Source organism: Halomonas sp. LES1, assembly GCF_031846005.1.
In the GTDB taxonomy this organism is placed as follows: Bacteria; Pseudomonadota; Gammaproteobacteria; order Pseudomonadales; family Halomonadaceae; genus Halomonas.
In genome coordinates this window covers 22,743-41,558 of sequence record NZ_JAVRGC010000004.1, presented here as the reverse complement: position 1 = coordinate 41,558, position 18,816 = coordinate 22,743, and the positions used below count along the sequence as shown (strand labels likewise).

Here is an 18,816-nt window from a genome sequence, read left to right as displayed (position 1 = left end):
CTCCATTGTTTGGGAACGTTACCATTAATCGCTGTGGTCGCTGGCTGCCGCGGCGTGGGGTCAGCGTCTTGTGGAGCCGCGGGCCATCAGCACAGGGGGGTGTAAATAGGGTGGGGCCAGAGATGCGCCGCTTGATGTCGGTTCGGCCAGCAGACACTCCAGTGCGGCACGACCGATCGCTTCGGTGGGCTGAGCCAGGGTGGTGATGCCGGGCGGTACCAGGGCACACCAGTCGAGCTCGTCAATGCCGAGCAGACCGGTTTCCCCCAGGGGCACGCCGAGCTCCTGGAGGACCCGGGTCACCGCAAGCGTCACCCTGCCGTTGGCACAGAGCAGGGCGCTGGGTGAGTCGGCTCGCCGGGAGAGGAAGTCGCTGATCGCCCGGTGGAGGGTATCTCCCTCGCCCAGCATCTGGTCATGTACCCGGCCGTTCAAGGCACGGGCCCTGCAGCCACGCTGGAAATGATTCAGGCGCGCTCGCCTCGAGCTGGCTTCGGCGGGGGGCTCACTGATATAGAGCAGCGTTCGGTAGCCCTGAGCCTGAAGGTGGTCCAGGGCCATATCAATCGCCATATGGTTGTCGAGGCCGACCACGTCGGCGTCGACGCTACCCACGTCACGGTCGAGAAGCACGAGAGGAATGCCACGCTCGGCCAGCGCCTGCAGCTCCCGGTCAGGGCTTCCCGCGGCATTGATGATCAGCCCCTCGACACGGTAAGAGGCGAGCAGCTCAAGGTGGGCGCGCTCCTGGCTCGGGTCGTTGTCGGTATTGCACACCATCAGCGACAGACTCCGCTCTCGGCAGGCCTGCTCTATGCCATGCATGACGGCCACCGAGAAGGGGTTGCGAATGTCGGCGACCAGCATGCCGACAAGCCCCGAGCTTCCACCCTTCAGGCCACGCGCCATCCGGTTGGGGCGGTAGCCCAGGCGTTGGGCCGCCATGGCGATGCGCGTCTGCAGCTCAGGCGAAAGGCGCTCGCGCTCGTGGCCGAAGTATCGAGAGACGCTGGTCTTGGAAACACGCGCCTCGCGAGCCACATCGAGGATCGTGGAATTGAGGCATGGGGCTGAGTGCATGGAAGTGAATGTGATAATGGGAACGTTCCCATCCTAGGCGTAATCGGCTCCTGCGGCAAATCCAAACAAAACGGGCGGCCCTGAGGCCGCCCGTTGATCATGCGAGGTGCGAGATGTGCTTAGCGCACCTTGGGGTCCAGCTCGCCGCTCGCGTAGCGCTCGAACATCGCTTCCAGGTTGATCGGCTTGATCTTGGAAGCGTTGCCCGCGGTGCCGAAGGCCTCGTAGCGATCGATGCAGAGATCGCGCATGGCGGTGACGGTCTCCTTGAGGAACTTGCGCGGGTCAAACTCGCTGGGGTTCTCGGCCAGGAAGCGACGCACCGCGCCGGTGGAGGCCAGGCGCAGGTCGGTATCGATATTGACCTTGCGCACTCCGTGCCTGATGCCCTCGATGATCTCCTCGACGGGCACGCCGTAGGTCTCGGGGATCTCGCCGCCGTGGGCGTTGATGATCTCGAGCCACTCCTGGGGCACCGAGGAGGAGCCATGCATCACCAGATGGGTATCGGGGATGCGGGCGTGGATCTCCTTGATGCGCTGGATGGAGAGGGTGTCGCCGGTGGGCGGCCGAGTGAACTTGTAGGCGCCGTGGCTGGTGCCGATGGCGATGGCCAGGGCGTCCACGCCGGTGGCCTTGACGAAGTCGGCGGCCTCTTCCGGGTCGGTGAGCAGCTGATCCATGTCCAGCTTGCCCTCGGCGCCGATGCCATCCTCCTCACCGGCCATGCCGGTTTCCAGGCTGCCCAGGCAGCCCAGCTCGCCCTCCACGGAGACCCCGCAGGCGTGGGCCATCTCCACGGTGCGACGGGTGACGTCGACGTTGTAGTCGTAGTCCATCGGGGTCTTGCCATCCTCGCCCAGGGAGCCGTCCATCATCACCGAGGAGAAGCCCAGCTGGATGGAGCGCTGGCATACCCCGGGGCTGGTGCCGTGATCCTGGTGCATCACCACCGGGATGTGCGGAAACTCCTCCACCGCGGCCAGGATCAGATGGCGCAGGAAGGGGGCTCCGGCATACTTGCGGGCACCGGCAGAGGCCTGGACGATCACCGGGGAGTCGGTGCGGTCGGCGGCTTCCATGATGGCGCGCATCTGCTCGAGGTTGTTGACGTTGAAGGCCGGCACGCCGTAGCCATGTTCGGCGGCGTGGTCCAGCAGCTGGCGCATGCTGATCAGTGCCATATTCTCACCTGTCGTTCGTGGTGGCGGCGGCGCCCGGAGGCAGCCGCCGCGTGGAGAGTCGTGTCGGGATTCGTCTAGTCTATCAGGCCTGGGCCGCGGCGGCTTCCAGGGCGGCGACCGCCGGCAGGGTCTTGCCCTCGACATACTCGAGGAAGGCGCCGCCACCGGTGGAAATATAGGAGACCGCATCGGCGATACCATACTTGTCGATGGCCGCCAGGGTATCGCCGCCGCCGGCGATGGAGAAGGCCGGGCTGTCGGCGATGGCCCGGGAGATCACCTCGGTGCCCTTGCCGAACTGGTCGATCTCGAAGACGCCGACCGGGCCGTTCCACAGAATGGTGCCGGCATCCTTGAGCATGGCCCCCAGGCGAGCGGCGCTCTCCGGTCCGATATCGAGGATCATCTCGTCGTCGGCGACCCGGTCCACCGGCTTGACGATGGCCTCGGCGGCGTCGGAGAACTCGGTGGCCACCACCACGTCGCTTGGCAGCGGGATCTCCACCTTGTCCATCAGTGCCCTGGCCTGGTCGATCAGGTCGGCCTCGTGCAGCGACTTGCCCACGTTGTGGCCGGCCGCGGCGATAAAGGTGTTGGCGATGCCGCCGCCGACGATCAGCTGGTCGCACTTCTCGGAGAGCGCCGTCAGCACCTCCAGCTTGGTGGAGACCTTGGAGCCGCCGACGATGGCGGCCATGGGGCGGGCCGGAGTGGCCAGGGCCTTCTCCAGGGCATCCAGCTCGGCGGCCAGCAGCGGGCCGGCACAGGCCACCGAGGCGAAGCGGGCCACGCCGTGGGTGGAGGCCTGGGCGCGATGGGCGGTGCCGAAGGCATCCATCACGTAGATATCGCAGAGGGCGGCGTACTGCTTGGCGAGCGCCTCGTCGTCCTTCTTCTCACCCTGGTTGAAGCGCACGTTCTCGAGCAGGACCACCTCGCCATCGGTCACCTCGACCCCGCCGTCCAGGTACTCCTTGACCAGCCGTACCGGGCGGCCCAGCAGCTCGCCCAGGTGGTCGGCCACCGGCGCCAGCGAGAACTCCTCGGCGGGCTCTCCTTCGGTGGGGCGGCCCAGGTGGCTCATCAGCAGCACCCGGGCGCCGCCATCCAGGGCGGCCTGGATGGAGGGCAGGGCGGCACGCAGGCGCGCATCGCTGGTCACCTTGCCGTTCTTGACGGGCACGTTGAGGTCCTCGCGGATCAGCACTCGCTTTCCGCTGAGGTCGAGGTCGGTCATCTTGCGCACGTTCATCGGGGGGTGTTCCTCATTTGGGGAAACCGTAAGGGGATCAGGGAGCGTCGAGGGGCATGACGGCCAGGCGCCGCGTGACATCGAGCATGCGGTTGGCGAACCCCCACTCGTTGTCGAACCAGCACAGCAGCTTGATCAGGCGGCCGCCGGCCACCCGGGTCTGGGTGGCGTCCACGATACCGGAGCGTGGGTCGTGGTTGAAGTCGACCGAGGCCATGGGTTCCTCGGTGTAGCCCAGCAGGCCGGCCAGGCGTCCGCGACTGGCCTCGGCGAGCAGGTCGTTCACCTCGCTGGCGCTGGTGTCCTGGCGCACCGTGATGGACAGGTCCATGGCCGAGACATTGATGGTCGGCACCCGCATATGCAGGCACTCGAAGCGACCGGCCAGATGAGGCATCAGGCGGTTGATGCCACGGGCCAGGCCGGTGTCCACCGGCACGATGGAGTGCATCGCCGAGCGGGTCAGGCGCAGGTCGGTCTGGTGGTAGGCGTCGATCACCGGCTGGTCGTTCATCGCCGAGTGAATGGTGGTGGTGACGCCGTGTTCGATGCCGAGTGCCTCGTCGAGCACGGTGAGCACCGGCACCAGGCAGTTGGTGGTGCAGGAGGCCGCCGAGACGATACGCCGGGCGGGGACCAGTTCGTGGTCGTTGATGCCGCTGACGATGGTGGCGTCGACGTCGGCCTCCGCCGGCTGGGAGAACAGCAGGCGGCCGGCGCCGGCGTTCAGGTGGCACTCGGCCGTGGCGCGATCCTTGAAGCTGCCGGAACACTCCAGCACCAGATCGATGCCCAGCTCCTGCCAGGGCAGGCGGCGGGGGTCGGGCTCGGAGAGCACGCGGATCGCCCGGCCGTCGATCACCAGATGGTCGCCATCGACCTCGACCCGCGCCGGGAAGCGGCCATGGGTGGTGTCGTAGCGGGTCAGGTAGGCGATGGTGTCGAGCCCCGACAGCTCGTTGATGGCCACCACCTCGAGCCGCGGCTCGGCACGCTCGATAAGGGCGCGCAGCACGCACTGGCCGATGCGACCGTAACCGTTGATGGCGATGCGATAGGCCATGGCGTCGAGCGTCTCTCCAGCGGTTAGTGAAGACCGGCGATTCTAGCGTATTTCAGCCGACGAGTCCCGGCAGCCGCCAGGCCAGCGGCAGCAGCAGGGCGGTGAGTATGCCGGTGAGGCTCATGCCCAGCGAGGAGAAGGCGCCGGCGGTGGGGCTGATCTCGAAGGCGCGGACCGTGCCCAGGGCATGGCCATTGATTCCCAGCGCCAGGCCGAGCAGGCGCTCATCCTGGATGTCGAGCCAGCGGGCCACCAGGCTGACGCAGCCGATCGCCGCCACACCGGTGACCAGCAGGCCGCCCATCAGCAGCGCCACCGAGCCGCCCAGGCGCTCGGTGATGCCGATGGCGATGGGGGCGGTGACCGACTTGGGGGCCAGGGAGGCGAGGATCTCGGGGGGGGCCCCCATCACCCAGGCGACGCCTACCGCGTAGAGGGCGGCCATGGTGGCGGCGATGGGCAGGCAGAGCAGCAGCGGTCGCCACAGCTCGCGGATCTTGCCCATCTGCTGGTAGAGGGGCAGGCCCAGAGCCACCGTGGCCGGTCCCAGCAGCAGCGTCATCCAGCCGGCTCCCGCACGGTAGTCGGCATAGTCGATGCCGAACAACCATAGCGCGGTGGCCAGCAGCAGGGCGGCCACCAGCAGCGGAGGACACCAGGCGGGGGCACGCAGGGCACGAAATAGCCGGTCGCCGGTGAAGTAGGCGGCGAGCGTGAGTGCCACGGCGGCGAGGGGGTTGACCATCAGCTGCTCGATCAGGTCATTCATGGGGAGCCTCCCGGCTGTCCGTGCTGGCATCGGCCACCAGTCGACGCATCAGCCACAGGGTGGTGAAGACGCTGAGCAGGGTGCCCAGCAGCAGGGCGACCAGGATGGCGGTGAGCTGGCCGGCGAGCTCGTCGAGGATAAAGAAGATACCCACCACGCCGGGCATGATCAGCAGTGCCAGGGCGGCGATCAGCGGCCGGGCCGCGGCGGCGATATCGTCGAAGCCACCGCCGTGGAGCGCTAGCCAGGCGGTTAGCAGCAGCATGCCGATCACGCCGGCGGAAACCGGCAGGCCGGTGAGGAGGACCAGCGCCTCACCGGCCAGCAGAAAGCCGATCAGCCAGAGGAAGCCACGCAGTGTCGTCAAGCCAGCCTCCGGTCCGAAGGTGCCATGGGACGGTACCGTTCCAGCAGTGTGGCGACCATGGTCACTCCTGTTGTGTAACGGCAACGCCCTGCTCGGCAAAGACCTCCTGTGCCACTCGCAGGGCGTTCAAGGCCCGCGGGAAGCCGACATAGGGAATAAGGTGGATGATGCAGCCGGCAATTTCGTCGGGCGTCAGGCCAACGTTCAGGCCGGTTACCACATGCATGCCGATCTGGGGCGTGCCCTGGGCAACCAGCGCCGAGATGGTCGTCAATACCTTCTGCTTGTTGTCGAGGCCCGGTCGGGCATAGACATCGCCGAAGGCAAACTCCACCACCATCCGGGTCAGGTCGGGGGCGACATCCTTGAAGCTCTCGCCGATCTCCATATGGCCCGTGGGGCTGTTCTCGTCGGGGATGGTCAGCTCCATCAGCTTGTCCATGCCCTTTTGATAACGATCAGTTGTCATATTGCTCTCCTTTCGTCTCCGGCGGTTGCAGGTTGCATCGCCGGGCTTGGCGACGCTTATCGCGCAAGGGTTCCACATGAAAGATTCCACAAGAAAGGGGCTCGGCAATCGCCAGCCCCTTTCCAGGTGTCGCCTCGGCCTTGCCTGTCCCTCCGGCTGACCTGCTCGCGGAGGCCGGAAGGCTAGGGCCGCGTTAGCGTCGAGGTCAGCCGTCAGTGCCCTCGAGCAGCTCGGTAGCCTGATTGATCACGTTTTGCACGGTGAAGCCGAAGTGCTTGAACAGCTCGCCCGCCGGGGCGGACTCGCCGTAGCTGCGCATGCCGATCACGCGACCGTCGAGGCCCACATACTTGTACCAGAAGTCGGCATGGCCGGCCTCGATGGCGATGCGACGGGTCACGGCCCTGGGCAGCACACTCTCGCGGTACTCGGCATCCTGGGCGTCGAAGCGGTAGGTGGAGGGCATGGAGACCACACGCACGGCGTGGCCGGCCTGCTCCAGCTCGGCGGTGGCGTCCATGGCCAGGCCGACCTCGGAACCGGTGGCGATCAGGATCAGGTCGGGGGTGCCGTCGCAGTCCTTGAGCACATAGCCGCCGCGCTGGATATTGGCCAGCTGCTGCTTGGTGCGCGACTGGTGGGGCAGGCCCTGGCGGGAGAGCACCAGCGCCGTGGGGCCGGCGTTGCGCTTGATGGCGGCATCCCAGGCGGCGGCGGTTTCGGTGGCGTCGCAGGGGCGCCAGGTGGCCAGGTTGGGCGTGGTGCGCAGGTTGGTGAGCTGCTCCACCGGCTGATGGGTGGGACCGTCCTCGCCCAGGCCGATGGAGTCATGGGTGAAGACATAGATGGCGCGCTTGCCCATCAGAGCCGCCATGCGCACCGCGTTGCGCATGTACTCCATGAAGATCAGGAAGGTGGCGCCGTAGGGAATAAAGCCGCCATGCAGGACGATACCGTTCATGATCGCGCCCATGCCGAACTCGCGGACCCCGTAGTGGAGGTAGTTGCCCTCCGGGGTCTGCGGGGTGATCGCCTGCGCCCCCTCCCAGAAGGTCAGGTTCGAGGGGGCCAGGTCGGCGCTGCCGCCGAGCAGCTCGGGCAGCTGCGGCCCAAGCTCGTTGAGGCAGTTGAGCGAGGCCTTGCGCGAGGCGATGGATTCACCCTTCTCCTGGGCACGCTGCACCATGGCTTCGCTGGTGAAGGCGGTGGGCAGCTTGCACTCCATGCGGCGAGCAAACTCGCGAGCCAGCTCCGGGTGTGCCTGGGCGTAGCGCTCGAAGCGGGCCTGCCACTTCTCCTGCTGGGTCTGGCCGGCCTCGCTGGCGTCCCAGCCACGATAGATCTCCTCGGGCACATGGAAGGGCGCGTGGGGCCATTCGAGCCGCTGACGAGCGGCGGCCACCTCGTCCTCGCCGAGCGGGGCACCATGGGTGGCGGCGGTACCCTGCTTGCCGGGGGCGCCGAAGCCGATGATCGTCTTGCAGATGATCAGGCTGGGCTTGTCATCCTGGCTGCGTGCCATCTCGATGGCGGCCTGGATCTCCTCGGGCTTGTGGCCATCGACGTTGGGCACCACGTGCCAGCCATAGGCCTCGAAGCGCTTGGCGGTGTCCTCGGTGAACCACTCCTCGACCTCGCCGTCGATGGAGATGCCGTTGTCGTCATAGAGGGCGATCAGCTTGCCGAGCTGCTGGGTGCCGGCCAGGGAGCAGGCCTCGTGAGAGACGCCCTCCATCAGGCAGCCGTCGCCGACGAACACATAGGTGTAGTGGTCGACGATATCGTGACCGGGGCGGTTGAACTGGGCCGCCAGGGTCTTCTCGGCGAGTGCCATGCCCACGGCGTTGGCCAGGCCCTGGCCCAGCGGGCCGGTAGTGGTCTCGATCCCCGGCGCATAGCCGTACTCGGGGTGGCCGGCGGTCTTGGCGTGGAGCTGGCGGAAGTTCTGCAGCTCCTCGAGGCCGAGCTCGTAGCCGGTGAGGTGGAGCAGGGAGTAGAGCAGCATGGAACCGTGACCGTTGGAGAGCACGAAACGGTCGCGGTCGGGCCACTTCGGGTCGGCCGGGTTGTGCTTGAGGTAGTCGTTCCACAGCACCTCGGCGATGTCGGCCATGCCCATGGGCGCGCCGGGGTGGCCGGAGTTGGCCTTCTGGACGGCATCCATGGAGAGGGCGCGAATGGCGTTGGCCAGTTCGAAACGTGACGGCATGGGAGAGCTCCTCGCCTGCGTTCCACGCCGTACGGTGGCGGGGACGGGCTGTCTGGCTGGATCGGACGCCACGCGGGAGGGGCGTGGCGCGGTCGAATTCGGTGGCGTATTGTCGCCGACTTGACGGCGCGCTTCAAATCGTGGATGCCTCGCCACCTGCCAGCGTGTAGACTCTTGGCCCCAATATGAGGCCCACCGCGGCCTGTTTTTTGTGACTTGTTGTGACATCCGTGACTCCACGGTCGAGGACGCCATGAGCGAATACTCCCTGTTTACCTCCGAATCCGTCTCCGAGGGGCATCCGGACAAGATCGCCGATCAGATCTCCGATGCCGTTCTCGACGCCATCATCGCCCGCGACAAGCAGGCGCGGGTGGCCTGTGAGACCCTGGTCAAGACCGGCGTGGCGATCGTCGCCGGCGAGATCACCACCTCCGCCTGGGTCGACCTCGAGGCGATAGTGCGCGAGGTGATTACCGGTATCGGCTATACCTCCTCGGATGTCGGCTTCGATGGCCTGACCTGTGGCGTGCTCAACTTGATCGGCAAGCAGAGCGTGGATATCGCCCAGGGCGTCGACCGCAGCAAGCCCGAGGACCAGGGCGCCGGCGACCAGGGCTTGATGTTCGGTTACGCCACCAACGAGACCGACTCCTTCATGCCGGCGCCGATCCACTTCGCCCATCGTCTGGTGGAGCGCCAGGCGGAGCTGCGCAAGCAGGGCCTGCTGCCCTGGCTGCGCCCGGATGCCAAGAGCCAGCTCACCTTCCGCTACGATGCCGAGGGCAAGCCCTGCGCGGTGGATGCCATCGTGCTCTCCACCCAGCATGACCCTGAGATCGACCAGCAGGAGCTGCGCAAGATGGTGCGGCGCGAGATCATCGAGCAGGTGGTGCCTGCCGAGTGGCTCTCCGACCAGACCAAGTACCATATCAACCCGACCGGCAAGTTCGTGATCGGCGGCCCGGTGGGCGACTGTGGCCTGACCGGCCGCAAGATCATCGTCGACACCTACGGTGGCACGGCCCGCCACGGTGGTGGCGCCTTCTCCGGCAAGGATCCGTCCAAGGTGGATCGCAGCGCCGCCTACGCCGGTCGCTACGTGGCCAAGAACATCGTCGCCGCGGGACTCGCAGACAAGTGCGAGATCCAGGTCTCCTACGCCATCGGCGTGGCCGAGCCCACCTCGGTCGCCATCAACACCTTCGGTACCGGCAAGGTGGATGAGGCGAGGATCATCGAGCTGGTCCGCGAGCACTTCGACCTGCGACCCAACGCCATCACCCGCATGCTCGACCTGCTGCACCCCATGTATCGGCTGACCGCGGCCTACGGTCACTTCGGCCGTGAGCCCTTCGAGACCTCCTATACCTGGATCGATACCGATGGGCAGCAGCACACCGAGACCTTCACGGCCTTCCCCTGGGAGAAGGTCGACCGGGCCGCTGCCCTGCGTCAGGCCGCCGGCCTCCAGGAAGGCATGACGCAGTAGGCTCAGGCCTGCGCGAGATAATGGGCCCCGCCGGCAGCGCCGTGCGGGGCCCGTTGCTAGGGTAAGAGCAAACCCCTCGCCGAGGTGCCGCCCATGCACCTTCTACGCCTTTCGCACCTTGCTCACCTTTCGCACTCACTGCACCTGACCTGCTTGCCGGTCCTTCTTCTTCTGGTTCTGGCCGTGCCGGTTGCCTCTGCTTCCTGCCCGTCATCGCCGTCGTCGGATTCCGTCGCCACCCTGCTGGCTCGCCTGGCCGAATGGGACGACGCCTACTACCGGCGTGGCGAGTCGCTGGTGAGCGACGCTATCTACGATCAGGCCCGGGCGCGACTCGAGGTCTGGCGGCGCTGCTTTCCCGATCGGCTGCCCGCGATGGCAGCGCCGAGTTATCCCGCGGGCGAAAGCGTTCACCCCGTCCCCCAGACCGGTCTTGCCAAGCTCGCCGATGCCGATGCCGTGGAGCGCTGGTTGATGCGCCGCCCCGACGCCTGGATTCAGCCCAAGGTGGATGGGGTGGCGGTGACCCTGGTCTATCGTGATGGCCGTTTGGTGGCCGCGATCAGTCGCGGCGATGGCGTGACCGGGCAGGACTGGATCGGGCGCGTGCAGCGCCTGCCGTCGGTCCCACCCCGGCTGCCCGGGTCGTTCGATGGCGTGCTGCAGGGGGAGCTCTACCTGCGTCAGGAGGGGCATGTGCAGGCCGAGCGCGGCGATGCCGGGGCGCGTGCCGAGATCAGCGGACTGATGGCGCGCAGGGTGCTGAACGCTGACGACGCGGACCGGGTCGGGCTGTTTATCTGGGACTGGCCCGACGGTCCGGCCGATATGGGCGAGCGCCTGGCGGGGCTCTCGAGGCTCGGCTTTGTCGATACGCTGCGCTTTACCCATCCGGTAGCGGATCTGGCCACGGTCAAGCAGTGGCGCCGCGCCTGGTTTCAGGGACCTCTGCCCTTCGCCACCGATGGGGTGGTGCTGCGTCAGGCCTCGCGGCCACCCGCCGAGGCCTGGCGGGCCGAGCCGCCGGAGTGGGCGGTGGCCTGGAAGCATCCGTCCCGGGAGGCACTGGGCGAGGTGCGCGGGATGGAGTTTCGCATCGGCCGCACCGGGCGCATCACCCCGCTGCTCCACCTGCACCCGGTAACGCTCGAGGGGCGCACCATCCGGCGAGTCAGCGTGGGGTCACTCTCCCGCTGGCAGGAGCTGGACATTCGCCCCGGGGACCACGTCATCATTGCCCTGGCGGGATTGACCATCCCGCGCCTGGAGGGCGTGGCCTGGCGCGCTGTCGAGCGTCGCCCGCTGGTGGTGCCGGCCCCCGCTCGCTACCACACCCTGAGCTGTCTACGCCTGGTGCCGGGCTGTGAGGAGCAGTTCCTGGCGCGGCTGGAGTGGTTGTCCGGCGATCAGGGGCTGGCCATGACCGGCGTCGGCCCGGGGACCTGGAGGGCGCTGGTCGAGGCGGGGCGGGTCGAGGGACTGCTCGACTGGCTGGAGCTGGATCGACAGGCGCTGCGCCGCGCCCGTGGCATCGGTGAGGTTCGGGCAGGCTCCCTGGCGGCGACCTTCGCGACGGCAAGAGAGGCACCCTTTGCGCGCTGGTTGCAGGCGCTGGGAGCGCCGCCCGGAGTCGAGGCCGCCCTGCCGGCCGACTGGCACACCCTGGAGCGTCACGCCGAAGACGACTGGAGGGCCATGCCCGGCATAGGACCGGGGCGCGCCGAGGAGCTTGGCGAGTTCTTCGCCCACCCGGAGGTGCGGCGCCTGGCCGAGCGGCTGGGCGGGCTCGGGATCGCCGGGTTCGAGCGTTGATTGTCGACCGCCGGAATCGCCGCCTATAGTGAAGGTCACGCTTTCAGCACGTGACGAGGTGCGCCCATGAACCAGCCCGCCGTGACCACTCCCGCCCAGCAGGACTTCAAGGTTGCCGATCTCGCCCTGGCCGACTGGGGCCGTCGCGAGATTCGCATCGCCGAGACCGAAATGCCGGCGCTGATGACGATCCGTGAGCAGTATCGCGATGCTCGGCCACTGGCCGGTGCCCGCATCGCCGGCTGCATTCACATGACCATCCAGACCGCGGTGCTGATCGAGACCTTGATCGATCTCGGGGCCAGCGTGCGCTGGTCTTCCTGCAACATCTTCTCCACCCAGGACCACGCCGCGGCGGCCATCGCCGCCGCCGGCATCCCGGTATTTGCCTGGAAGGGGGAGACGGAAGAGGCGTTCTGGTGGTGCATCGAGCAGACCGTCACCGGCCCCGACGGCTGGACCCCCAATCTGGTACTCGACGACGGCGGTGACCTGACCCTGCTGCTGCACGAGAAGCGCCCGGAGCTTCTCGATGCCGTTCATGGCATCAGCGAGGAGACCACCACGGGTGTGCATCGGCTGCAGGAGATGCTGCGCGACGGCACCCTGCGTGTGCCGGCCATCAACGTCAATGACGCCGTGACCAAGTCGAAGAACGACAACAAGTATGGCTGCCGCCACTCGCTCAGCGATGCCATCAAGCGCGCCACCGACCACCTGCTGGCCGGCAAGCAGGCGCTGGTGGTGGGCTATGGCGATGTGGGCAAGGGGTCGGCGGCGTCGCTCCGTCAGGAGGGAATGATCGTCAGGATTGCGGAGATCGACCCGCTGTGCGCGATGCAGGCCTGCATGGACGGCTTCGAGGTGGTCTCTCCCTACATCGGTGGCATCAACCGGGGCGTGGAGAGCATCGACCGTGAGCTGCTGCGTCGCATCGATCTGGTGGTGACCTGCACCGGCAATATCGCCGCCTGTGATGCCGCTATGCTGCAGGCCCTCAAGCCCGGGGCAGTGGTGTGCAATATCGGCCACTTCGACAGCGAGATCGACACCGGCTACATGCGCCGCCACTGGCACTGGGAGGAGGTGAAGCCCCAGGTGCACAAGGTCTACCGCGACAGCAGGCCGGGCGACTTCGATCCCGCCAGCCGCGACTATCTGATCCTGCTCTCCGAGGGGCGCCTGGTCAACCTGGGCAACGCCACCGGTCACCCCTCCCGGGTCATGGATGGCTCCTTCGCCAACCAGGTGCTGGCGCAGCTGCATCTCTACCGGGGGCGGTTCGCCGAGCTGCCGGCCGAGGAGAAGGGCGAGGCGCTCGGGGTGAGCGTGCTGCCACGCCATCTCGACGAGGAGGTGGCCCGCTATATGGTGGAGGGCTTCGGTGGGGTGATCACCCGCATGAGCGAGGCCCAGGTCGAGTACACCGGCGTGCCGGCGGATGGCCCCTTCAAGCCGGACCACTATCGTTATTGAATGGTCGGCGTTATTGAAGGGCCCGCGCTAAAGAGGGGCCCGGTGAACCAGCTCCCCGGGGGTTCTGCCGAACTCCTCGCGAAAGGCGGCGATAAACGCCGATAGGCTCTCGTAGCCGCAGGCCAGGGCGACGTCGGTGACCCGCTCACCGGCTTCCAGCCGGGGCAGGGCGGCGAAGAGCCGGCAGCGCTGGCGCCAGCGACGAAAGCGGAGTCCGGTCTGGGCACGAAAGGCGCGGCTCAGGGTACGCTCGGCCACCCCCAGCCGACGGGCGTGCTCGCTGAGCCGGTGGGGCGCGTCGGGGCGTGCCTGGATGCGCTGACATAACCGGGCCAGTCGAGGGTCGCGGGGCCAGGGCAGCATCAGCGGCACTCGGGGGGCGGCCCGTAGACGATCCAGCAGCACCTGGGCCAGCCGGTTGTCAGCGCCCTCCAGATCATAGAGCACCGGCAGCTCGCCGAAGGCGCGAATCAGCTCGCGCAGCAGCGGCTGTACCTCCAGCACATGGCAGTCGGGCCACTCCAGGTCGCAGGCCACCGGATCGAGATAGAGGCTGCGGATCTCGCTGTCGCGGGAGCAGCGTACGCCGTGGAGGCGGCCGGGGGGAATCCATACCGCGCGGTCGGGCGGGGCGATGAAGCGCGCCTCGGGGGTGGCCACTTCGACCACCCCCCGGGCGGCGTAGGAGAGCTGGGCCCAGGGGTGGCGATGGCGGCGTGGGATGGCGCGGTTGGGTAGCGTCTCGCGATGGCCGTAGAGCGGACGGGGCAGGCGCTTCAGCTCACCGAGGCGCGTCGGTTCTGGGGGTGGGATGTCCGTTTGTCGATACATGGTGTCTTGTTGGCGTGAAAACGACGTGACCGTTCAGGATAGTCTGTGGCGATCCCTTCGGTCATGGCCTTTCTGTCACTCGAGGTGCCCCCATGTTGTCGCGACTGCGTACCCTGTTCGATACCTTCACCCTGCTGCTGATGGCGGTGGTGGCCGTGGCCACCTTGCTGCCGGCCCAGGGAGCTTGGGAGGTGTTCTTCGTCTGGTTGACCCGGCTGGCCATCGCACTGCTGTTCTTCATGCACGGCGCCAAGCTGTCGCGTCAGGCGATCATCGCCGGCGCTACCCACTGGCGACTGCATCTGCTGGTGTTCGCCTGTACCTTCGTGATGTTCCCGCTGATCGGCTGGGCGCTCAAGCCGCTGCTGTTGCCGCTGCTGGGTCTGCCGCTGTATATCGGCATGCTCTATCTATGTGCGCTGCCGGGCACGGTGCAGTCGGCGATCGCCTTTACCTCCATCGCACGAGGCAATGTGTCGGCGGCGGTGTGCAGTGCCTCGGCCTCGAGCCTGATCGGCATCGGCCTGACTCCGCTGCTGCTGACCCTGCTGCTGGACGCCGAGGGAGTGGGCGAAGCCGCGGTGAGCCTCGATGCGGTGGGCAGGATCTGCCTGCAGCTGCTGCTGCCCTTCGTGCTGGGCCACCTGTCGCGCCCCTGGACCGGCGACTGGATCGCCCGCAACCGCGGCTGGCTGGTAGGGGTCGACCAGAGCTCCATCCTGCTGGTGGTCTATACCGCCTTCAGCGCCTCGGTGGTGGGCGGGCTATGGCAGACCGTCTCGGCCCGGGAGCTGGCGGCACTGACCCTTACGTGCTGCGCGTTGCTGGCGCTGGTGTTGTGGCTGACTGCCTGGCTGGCGCGGCGCCTGGGCTTCAGCCGCGAGGACGAGATCACCATCGTGTTCTGCGGCTCCAAGAAGAGCATGGCCACCGGCGTGCCCATGGCCCAGCTGCTGTTTACCGGCGGCGCCATCGGCCCCGCGCTGTTGCCGTTGATGCTGTTCCACCAGATTCAGCTGATGGTCTGCGCGGTATTGGCCCAGCGCTACGCCCGTCGCGAGGAGAGCGCCGCTCAGCCGGCAACCAGTGGCAGCATCAGCCCGAGGTAGTGCGGTATCAGCTGCGGCGCGGCGCCGAGCGCCAGCAGCGGCCAGAGCGCGCAACGGATCGCCACGCGGATCGCCACGCAGGCTTCGGTAAAGCGGCCATCCAGCTCGCGAATGCTGACCCTGCCCAGCGTCATGCCGATGATCATCATGCCTGGCAGGGTGTCGTTGGCCGGAAATGCCGCCAGTCCCTCCATGGCGGTCGCCAATCTCTCGCACACGTGGGGCACACGGGAGGTTAAGCCTGTGGAGCTTGTGTAAGACCGGCGGTGTCATCACCGAAGGTAACGGGCAGTGAAGCAGGAACCAGGAAGGTAACGACCTGGGAATCCCCTTCCTTTCCGCCATGGGCGGCACAATGTCCAGAAGACGTTGAGGTAGGGGAGGATGTCAACTAGTTTGTAGGTGTCTGCGATAAGAGACTTATCGCCCGAGAAGAAGACGGGAATGCACCGGTCACCAAGGCCGGGCGGGCAAGGCGAGGGATACGCATGGAGCTGCTCACACTCTTTTTCATCGTGCTGATCGCTGCCGGCCTGGGGCTATTGGTCCAGTGGCTGCCGCGGCGTCATCAACCGATGCCGCCCTACTCCCAGCGCGCGCCCTTTCTGGGCGGGGGGCTGCCCGAGACCCACGCCTGGAGCCGCTACCACGTTCGCTACTACCCCATGACGCTGCTGCTTATCGCCTTCGAGATGGAGATGATGTTCATGTATCCGTGGGCGGTGGTGTTCGTCGAGCAGGGCATGAAGGCGGTGATGGAGATGGGCATGTTCCTGGCCATCCTCTCCGTGGGCATCGTCTACGGCTGGCGCGAGGGGGTGTTCAAGTGGCAGTGAGCCGGCTCTCTCGCCTGGCGGCGCGGGCCAGGGTGCCGGTGTTCCCCGCCCTGGGCATGCATGGCGAGCCGGCGCTGCATCGTCTGGCCCTGACGGCGGGGATCGAACTGGTCGACTCGCCGCGCCATGCCAGCCTCCTGCTGGTGGCGGGCGGCGTGCCGCCGGATCGGCACGCTGCCCTGCGTCGAGTGCACGACCAGCTGCCGGCCCCTTTCGCCACGCTATGGTATCGCAGCGAGCCCCTGATCGAGCTCGCCGGCGCCACCCGGGTCGACGAGCTCGACGCCCTGCCCGAGGCACTGACGACCCTGCATCGTGAGCTGATGCAGGGCCAGCGCGGCAGCTCCCCGCGCCTGTTGCCGGACGAGCCGCCCAACCCCTGGGAAGGGCTGGGCGACGACGGTCACGGCGGCGAGGGCATGATGGGCGGCGTGCCCTACGGCCGGCCCATGGTCATGAACATGACCGATGATCTTCGCGATGGCCTGACGCTGGACTCGCTCACCGTCACCCTGGGGCCCTTCCTGCCCATGCTGCCGCCGGGGCTGAGTGCCGAAGTCACCCTGCAGGGCGATCTCGTTTACGCCTGGACGACCCAGGACGCACCGTACCCCACTGCGCTGGGGAGCGTCTTCTTTCGCGCCTTGCAGGAGCCCGTGCCCATCGCCGAACTCGAGCGGGCCCGGGCGCGCCACCACCTGAAGCGCCTGCATGTCGCCTTGCGCCTGGCCGGGCTCGAGCGCCTGGCGCTGCAGGCCTTGCGCCTGGCGTTCGAGCCACGCGTAGAGCAGGAACGCGTGACGAAGCTGCGACGCCGACTGGGGCGCAGCGGCTTCTTTCGCCTGACGACGACGGGGCAGGGCCGGCTCGAACAGGGTCAGGCCCGTCGGGTGGGTGGCGTGGCGGCGCGGGCCGCGGGGCTCGAGGAGGACCTGCGCGGCCGGGACGCCGCCTATCGCCGGCTGGGCTTCACGCCGATCCTGCAGGATGGCGGCGACACCGGCGCCCGTTGGCGCCAGACCCTGGCGGAAATCGACCAGTCCCTGCAGCTGGCGCACCAGGCCGAGCGGGAGGGGGCACATACCGAGGTGATCGGTAGCGTCGAGACACCATGCGGCCCCTGGGGCGAACACCGGTCCGAGGATGCCAGCAGATTGCTCGATGAACTGCTCCCCGGCCTGGAGTGGGACGAGGCGCTGAGCACCCTGGCAAGCCTGGATCTGGCGGCGGTTTCCGAATGGCCGCAAGAGACGTTGCAAGGCTCCACCGAAGCGTCTGGCAACGGGGCCGAGTCCTGCGAGGAGCGTCGAGCATGATCGTCAACGAGCTTATTCTGCCGGTGATTCTGGTGACGGTCGTTCTCGTGGTCGGGGCCTATCTGGTGGCGGTGATCGACGAGGCGATCGCTGGCGCCTTGGGCCTGCCGCGGGCGGCAAACGCCTGGATGGCTCCCTTGGCGCGGGGCGCCTGGCTGCTCACCCAGCAGGCCAACGCCACCGAGGCGCCGGATTGGCGGGCCTGGCGCCTGGCGCCGGCGCTCTATCTGGCGCTGGCGGCGATCGGCCTGGCGGTAGTGCCCTTCTCGCCGACGCTGATACCCACGGATCTCGTCACCGGCGTGGTGCTATGGGGCAGCATCGAGGCCCTGGCCACGGTGGTGATCTTCCTGCATGGCTGGTCCGCCAACACGCTGCTTTCGCTGATCGGCGCCTACCGCTACGTGGCCCTGGGGCTCTCCTACATCCTGATCAGCATGTTCGTGCTGATCGGCGTGGCATTGCCGGCGGAGTCGCTGCAATTTTCTCAGGTGGTGGCCTCCCAGGCGGAGCTGTGGAATGTGATTCGCCAGCCCCTGGGTTTGCCGCTGTTCCTGATCGTCGGCCTGGGTGTGACCTTCTGGGGGCCGCTCAATCTGGCCGACTCCCGGGACCTGGCCGGCGGCACGGCGTCGGCGATCTCCGGCCCGCCGCGGCTGGTGTGGAACCTGGCCCGCTCGGCGATGCTGGTGGCCTTCAGCGGTGCGGCGGCCAGCGCCTTTCTCGGCGGCTGGCTGGGGCCCTGGCTGCCGGGCCCGGTGTGGATGCTGCTCAAGATGCTGGCGGTGCTCGCCGTGCTGCTGTTGATCGGGCGGCTGGTGCCTCGTGTACAGCCCGAGCGCTGCGTGACCCTGATGTGGGTGGTGTTACTGCCGCTCTCCTTCGTTGATCTGATCTGGGCAGGCGTGGAGGCCTTGTGGTGATGGACTATCCGCTGATCGTCGATCTGTTTTTCGTGTTGCTGTCCGTTCTGGCGGTGGTCTCCGGCTGGCGGGTGTTCTGCACCGATTCGATGGTACGCGCCTCCTTCTTTCTGCTGGTGTCGTTCATCGCCGTGGGCCTGATCATGATCCTGCTGGCGGCGCAGTACCTGGGCGTGGCGATGTTCTTCATGATGGCCGTGGAGATGATGGTCATGGCGCTCTTCATGGTCATGTTCATGATGAACCCGGCGGGACTCAATCCGATGATGATGGTGCATCAGCACCGGTTTGCCATCGTCGCCGGCGCGGTGAGCTTCGTGGTGCTCGCCGCCGTGGCGCTGCTGGCGGAGTTTCCCGATAGCCCCTTGCCGGCGGATCTCGACCCGGTGACCTCGCTGGGCAACGAGCTGCTCGGCGATTCAATGCTGATCTTCGAGTCCGCCGGCATCGTGCTGCTGACCACCATGATCGGCGTGGTGGTGCTGTCGAGCCATCGCGGACGCTTTGGGGCCGCCGAGGAGGGCTCGATGCCGCCGGGACTCGCGCCCGGGGGCGAGCCGGCGGGGATGCCGAAGGAAAGTGACGAGGGCGGTGGTCATCACCATCACCACTGCCATTGATGGGGAGC

The 18,816-nt window shown here is 67.4% G+C and carries 18 protein-coding genes; 8 read left to right on the top strand and 10 right to left on the bottom strand.

Translation table 11 applies throughout. The annotated features are described in order from the left end of the window. Nucleotides 1-60 precede the first annotated feature (60 nt). From RM463_RS10515 to tkt, 8 genes are all read right to left on the bottom strand, one after another. Complete coding sequence (locus RM463_RS10515; RefSeq protein WP_311429969.1) at nucleotides 61-1,080, bottom strand: LacI family DNA-binding transcriptional regulator; 1,020 nt, start codon at nucleotides 1,078-1,080, stop codon at nucleotides 61-63. A 119-nt stretch (nucleotides 1,081-1,199) separates the two neighbouring features. Further along, a complete protein-coding gene (fba, locus tag RM463_RS10510) occupies nucleotides 1,200-2,264 on the bottom strand; it encodes a class II fructose-bisphosphate aldolase (protein ID WP_311429968.1) in 1,065 nt (354 codons plus the stop codon). An 82-nt stretch (nucleotides 2,265-2,346) separates the two neighbouring features. Next, complete coding sequence (locus RM463_RS10505) at nucleotides 2,347-3,516, bottom strand: phosphoglycerate kinase (RefSeq protein ID WP_311429967.1); 1,170 nt, start codon at nucleotides 3,514-3,516, stop codon at nucleotides 2,347-2,349. Between the two features lie 37 nt (nucleotides 3,517-3,553). After that, the gene (locus RM463_RS10500) at nucleotides 3,554-4,579 is read right to left on the bottom strand and encodes a glyceraldehyde 3-phosphate dehydrogenase NAD-binding domain-containing protein (protein WP_311429966.1); all 1,026 of its coding nucleotides are present in this window, start codon (nucleotides 4,577-4,579) and stop codon (nucleotides 3,554-3,556) included. A 52-nt stretch (nucleotides 4,580-4,631) separates the two neighbouring features. Then, nucleotides 4,632-5,348 carry an LrgB family protein gene (locus RM463_RS10495; protein ID WP_311429965.1) on the bottom strand — a complete coding sequence of 239 codons (717 nt, stop codon included), beginning with the start codon at nucleotides 5,346-5,348 and terminating at the stop codon, nucleotides 4,632-4,634. Then, the gene (locus RM463_RS10490) at nucleotides 5,341-5,715 is read right to left on the bottom strand and encodes a CidA/LrgA family protein (RefSeq protein ID WP_311429964.1); all 375 of its coding nucleotides are present in this window, start codon (nucleotides 5,713-5,715) and stop codon (nucleotides 5,341-5,343) included. The genes RM463_RS10495 and RM463_RS10490 overlap by 8 nt, the downstream gene beginning before the upstream one ends. Nucleotides 5,716-5,776: 61 nt before the next feature. Beyond that, entirely contained in the window at nucleotides 5,777-6,184 is a 408-nt protein-coding gene (locus tag RM463_RS10485) for a carboxymuconolactone decarboxylase family protein (protein ID WP_311429963.1), read from the bottom strand. 205 nt (nucleotides 6,185-6,389) lie between these two features. Beyond that, complete coding sequence (gene tkt, locus RM463_RS10480; RefSeq protein ID WP_311429962.1) at nucleotides 6,390-8,393, bottom strand: transketolase; 2,004 nt, start codon at nucleotides 8,391-8,393, stop codon at nucleotides 6,390-6,392. Nucleotides 8,394-8,646: 253 nt separating this feature from the next. Between tkt and metK the strand changes: the two genes are divergently transcribed. From metK to ahcY, 3 genes are all read left to right on the top strand, one after another. Continuing rightward, complete coding sequence (gene metK, locus RM463_RS10475; RefSeq protein WP_195689292.1) at nucleotides 8,647-9,885, top strand: methionine adenosyltransferase; 1,239 nt, start codon at nucleotides 8,647-8,649, stop codon at nucleotides 9,883-9,885. Between the two features lie 93 nt (nucleotides 9,886-9,978). Beyond that, nucleotides 9,979-11,697 carry an NAD-dependent DNA ligase LigB gene (gene ligB, locus RM463_RS10470; protein ID WP_311429961.1) on the top strand — a complete coding sequence of 573 codons (1,719 nt, stop codon included), beginning with the start codon at nucleotides 9,979-9,981 and terminating at the stop codon, nucleotides 11,695-11,697. 66 nt (nucleotides 11,698-11,763) lie between these two features. Continuing rightward, the gene (gene ahcY, locus RM463_RS10465) at nucleotides 11,764-13,173 is read left to right on the top strand and encodes an adenosylhomocysteinase (protein WP_195689294.1); all 1,410 of its coding nucleotides are present in this window, start codon (nucleotides 11,764-11,766) and stop codon (nucleotides 13,171-13,173) included. A gap of 27 nt (nucleotides 13,174-13,200) precedes the next feature. On the opposite strand, the gene RM463_RS10460 is transcribed toward ahcY, so the two are convergent. After that, nucleotides 13,201-14,004 carry a helix-turn-helix transcriptional regulator gene (locus RM463_RS10460; protein ID WP_311429960.1) on the bottom strand — a complete coding sequence of 268 codons (804 nt, stop codon included), beginning with the start codon at nucleotides 14,002-14,004 and terminating at the stop codon, nucleotides 13,201-13,203. A gap of 92 nt (nucleotides 14,005-14,096) precedes the next feature. Here RM463_RS10460 and RM463_RS10455 point away from each other — a divergent pair, with 92 nt between their 5' ends. Next, nucleotides 14,097-15,113: a bile acid:sodium symporter family protein gene (locus RM463_RS10455; RefSeq protein WP_195689296.1), complete on the top strand. Its 1,017-nt coding sequence runs from the start codon at nucleotides 14,097-14,099 to the stop codon at nucleotides 15,111-15,113. Here the strand turns inward: RM463_RS10455 and RM463_RS10450 are convergent. Next, nucleotides 15,077-15,307, bottom strand: a complete 231-nt coding sequence (locus RM463_RS10450) for a hypothetical protein (RefSeq protein WP_195689297.1) — start codon at nucleotides 15,305-15,307, stop codon at nucleotides 15,077-15,079. The genes RM463_RS10455 and RM463_RS10450 overlap by 37 nt on opposite strands. 294 nt (nucleotides 15,308-15,601) lie before the next feature. Here RM463_RS10450 and RM463_RS10445 point away from each other — a divergent pair, with 294 nt between their 5' ends. The 4 genes from RM463_RS10445 to RM463_RS10430 are packed head-to-tail and all read left to right on the top strand — an operon-like array spanning nucleotide 15,602 to nucleotide 18,808. Then, the gene (locus RM463_RS10445; protein WP_195689298.1) at nucleotides 15,602-15,949 is read left to right on the top strand and encodes an NADH-quinone oxidoreductase subunit A; all 348 of its coding nucleotides are present in this window, start codon (nucleotides 15,602-15,604) and stop codon (nucleotides 15,947-15,949) included. Further along, a complete protein-coding gene (locus RM463_RS10440) occupies nucleotides 15,940-17,265 on the top strand; it encodes a hypothetical protein (RefSeq protein ID WP_311429959.1) in 1,326 nt (441 codons plus the stop codon). Before RM463_RS10445 ends, RM463_RS10440 begins: the two co-directional genes overlap by 10 nt. Further along, nucleotides 17,262-18,188: an NADH-quinone oxidoreductase subunit H gene (locus RM463_RS10435; protein WP_195689300.1), complete on the top strand. Its 927-nt coding sequence runs from the start codon at nucleotides 17,262-17,264 to the stop codon at nucleotides 18,186-18,188. The genes RM463_RS10440 and RM463_RS10435 overlap by 4 nt, the downstream gene beginning before the upstream one ends. Beyond that, nucleotides 18,188-18,808, top strand: coding sequence for an NADH-quinone oxidoreductase subunit J (locus RM463_RS10430; protein WP_195689333.1), 621 nt, complete (start codon nucleotides 18,188-18,190; stop codon nucleotides 18,806-18,808). The genes RM463_RS10435 and RM463_RS10430 overlap by 1 nt, the downstream gene beginning before the upstream one ends. The last annotated feature ends 8 nt before the right edge of the window (nucleotides 18,809-18,816 follow it).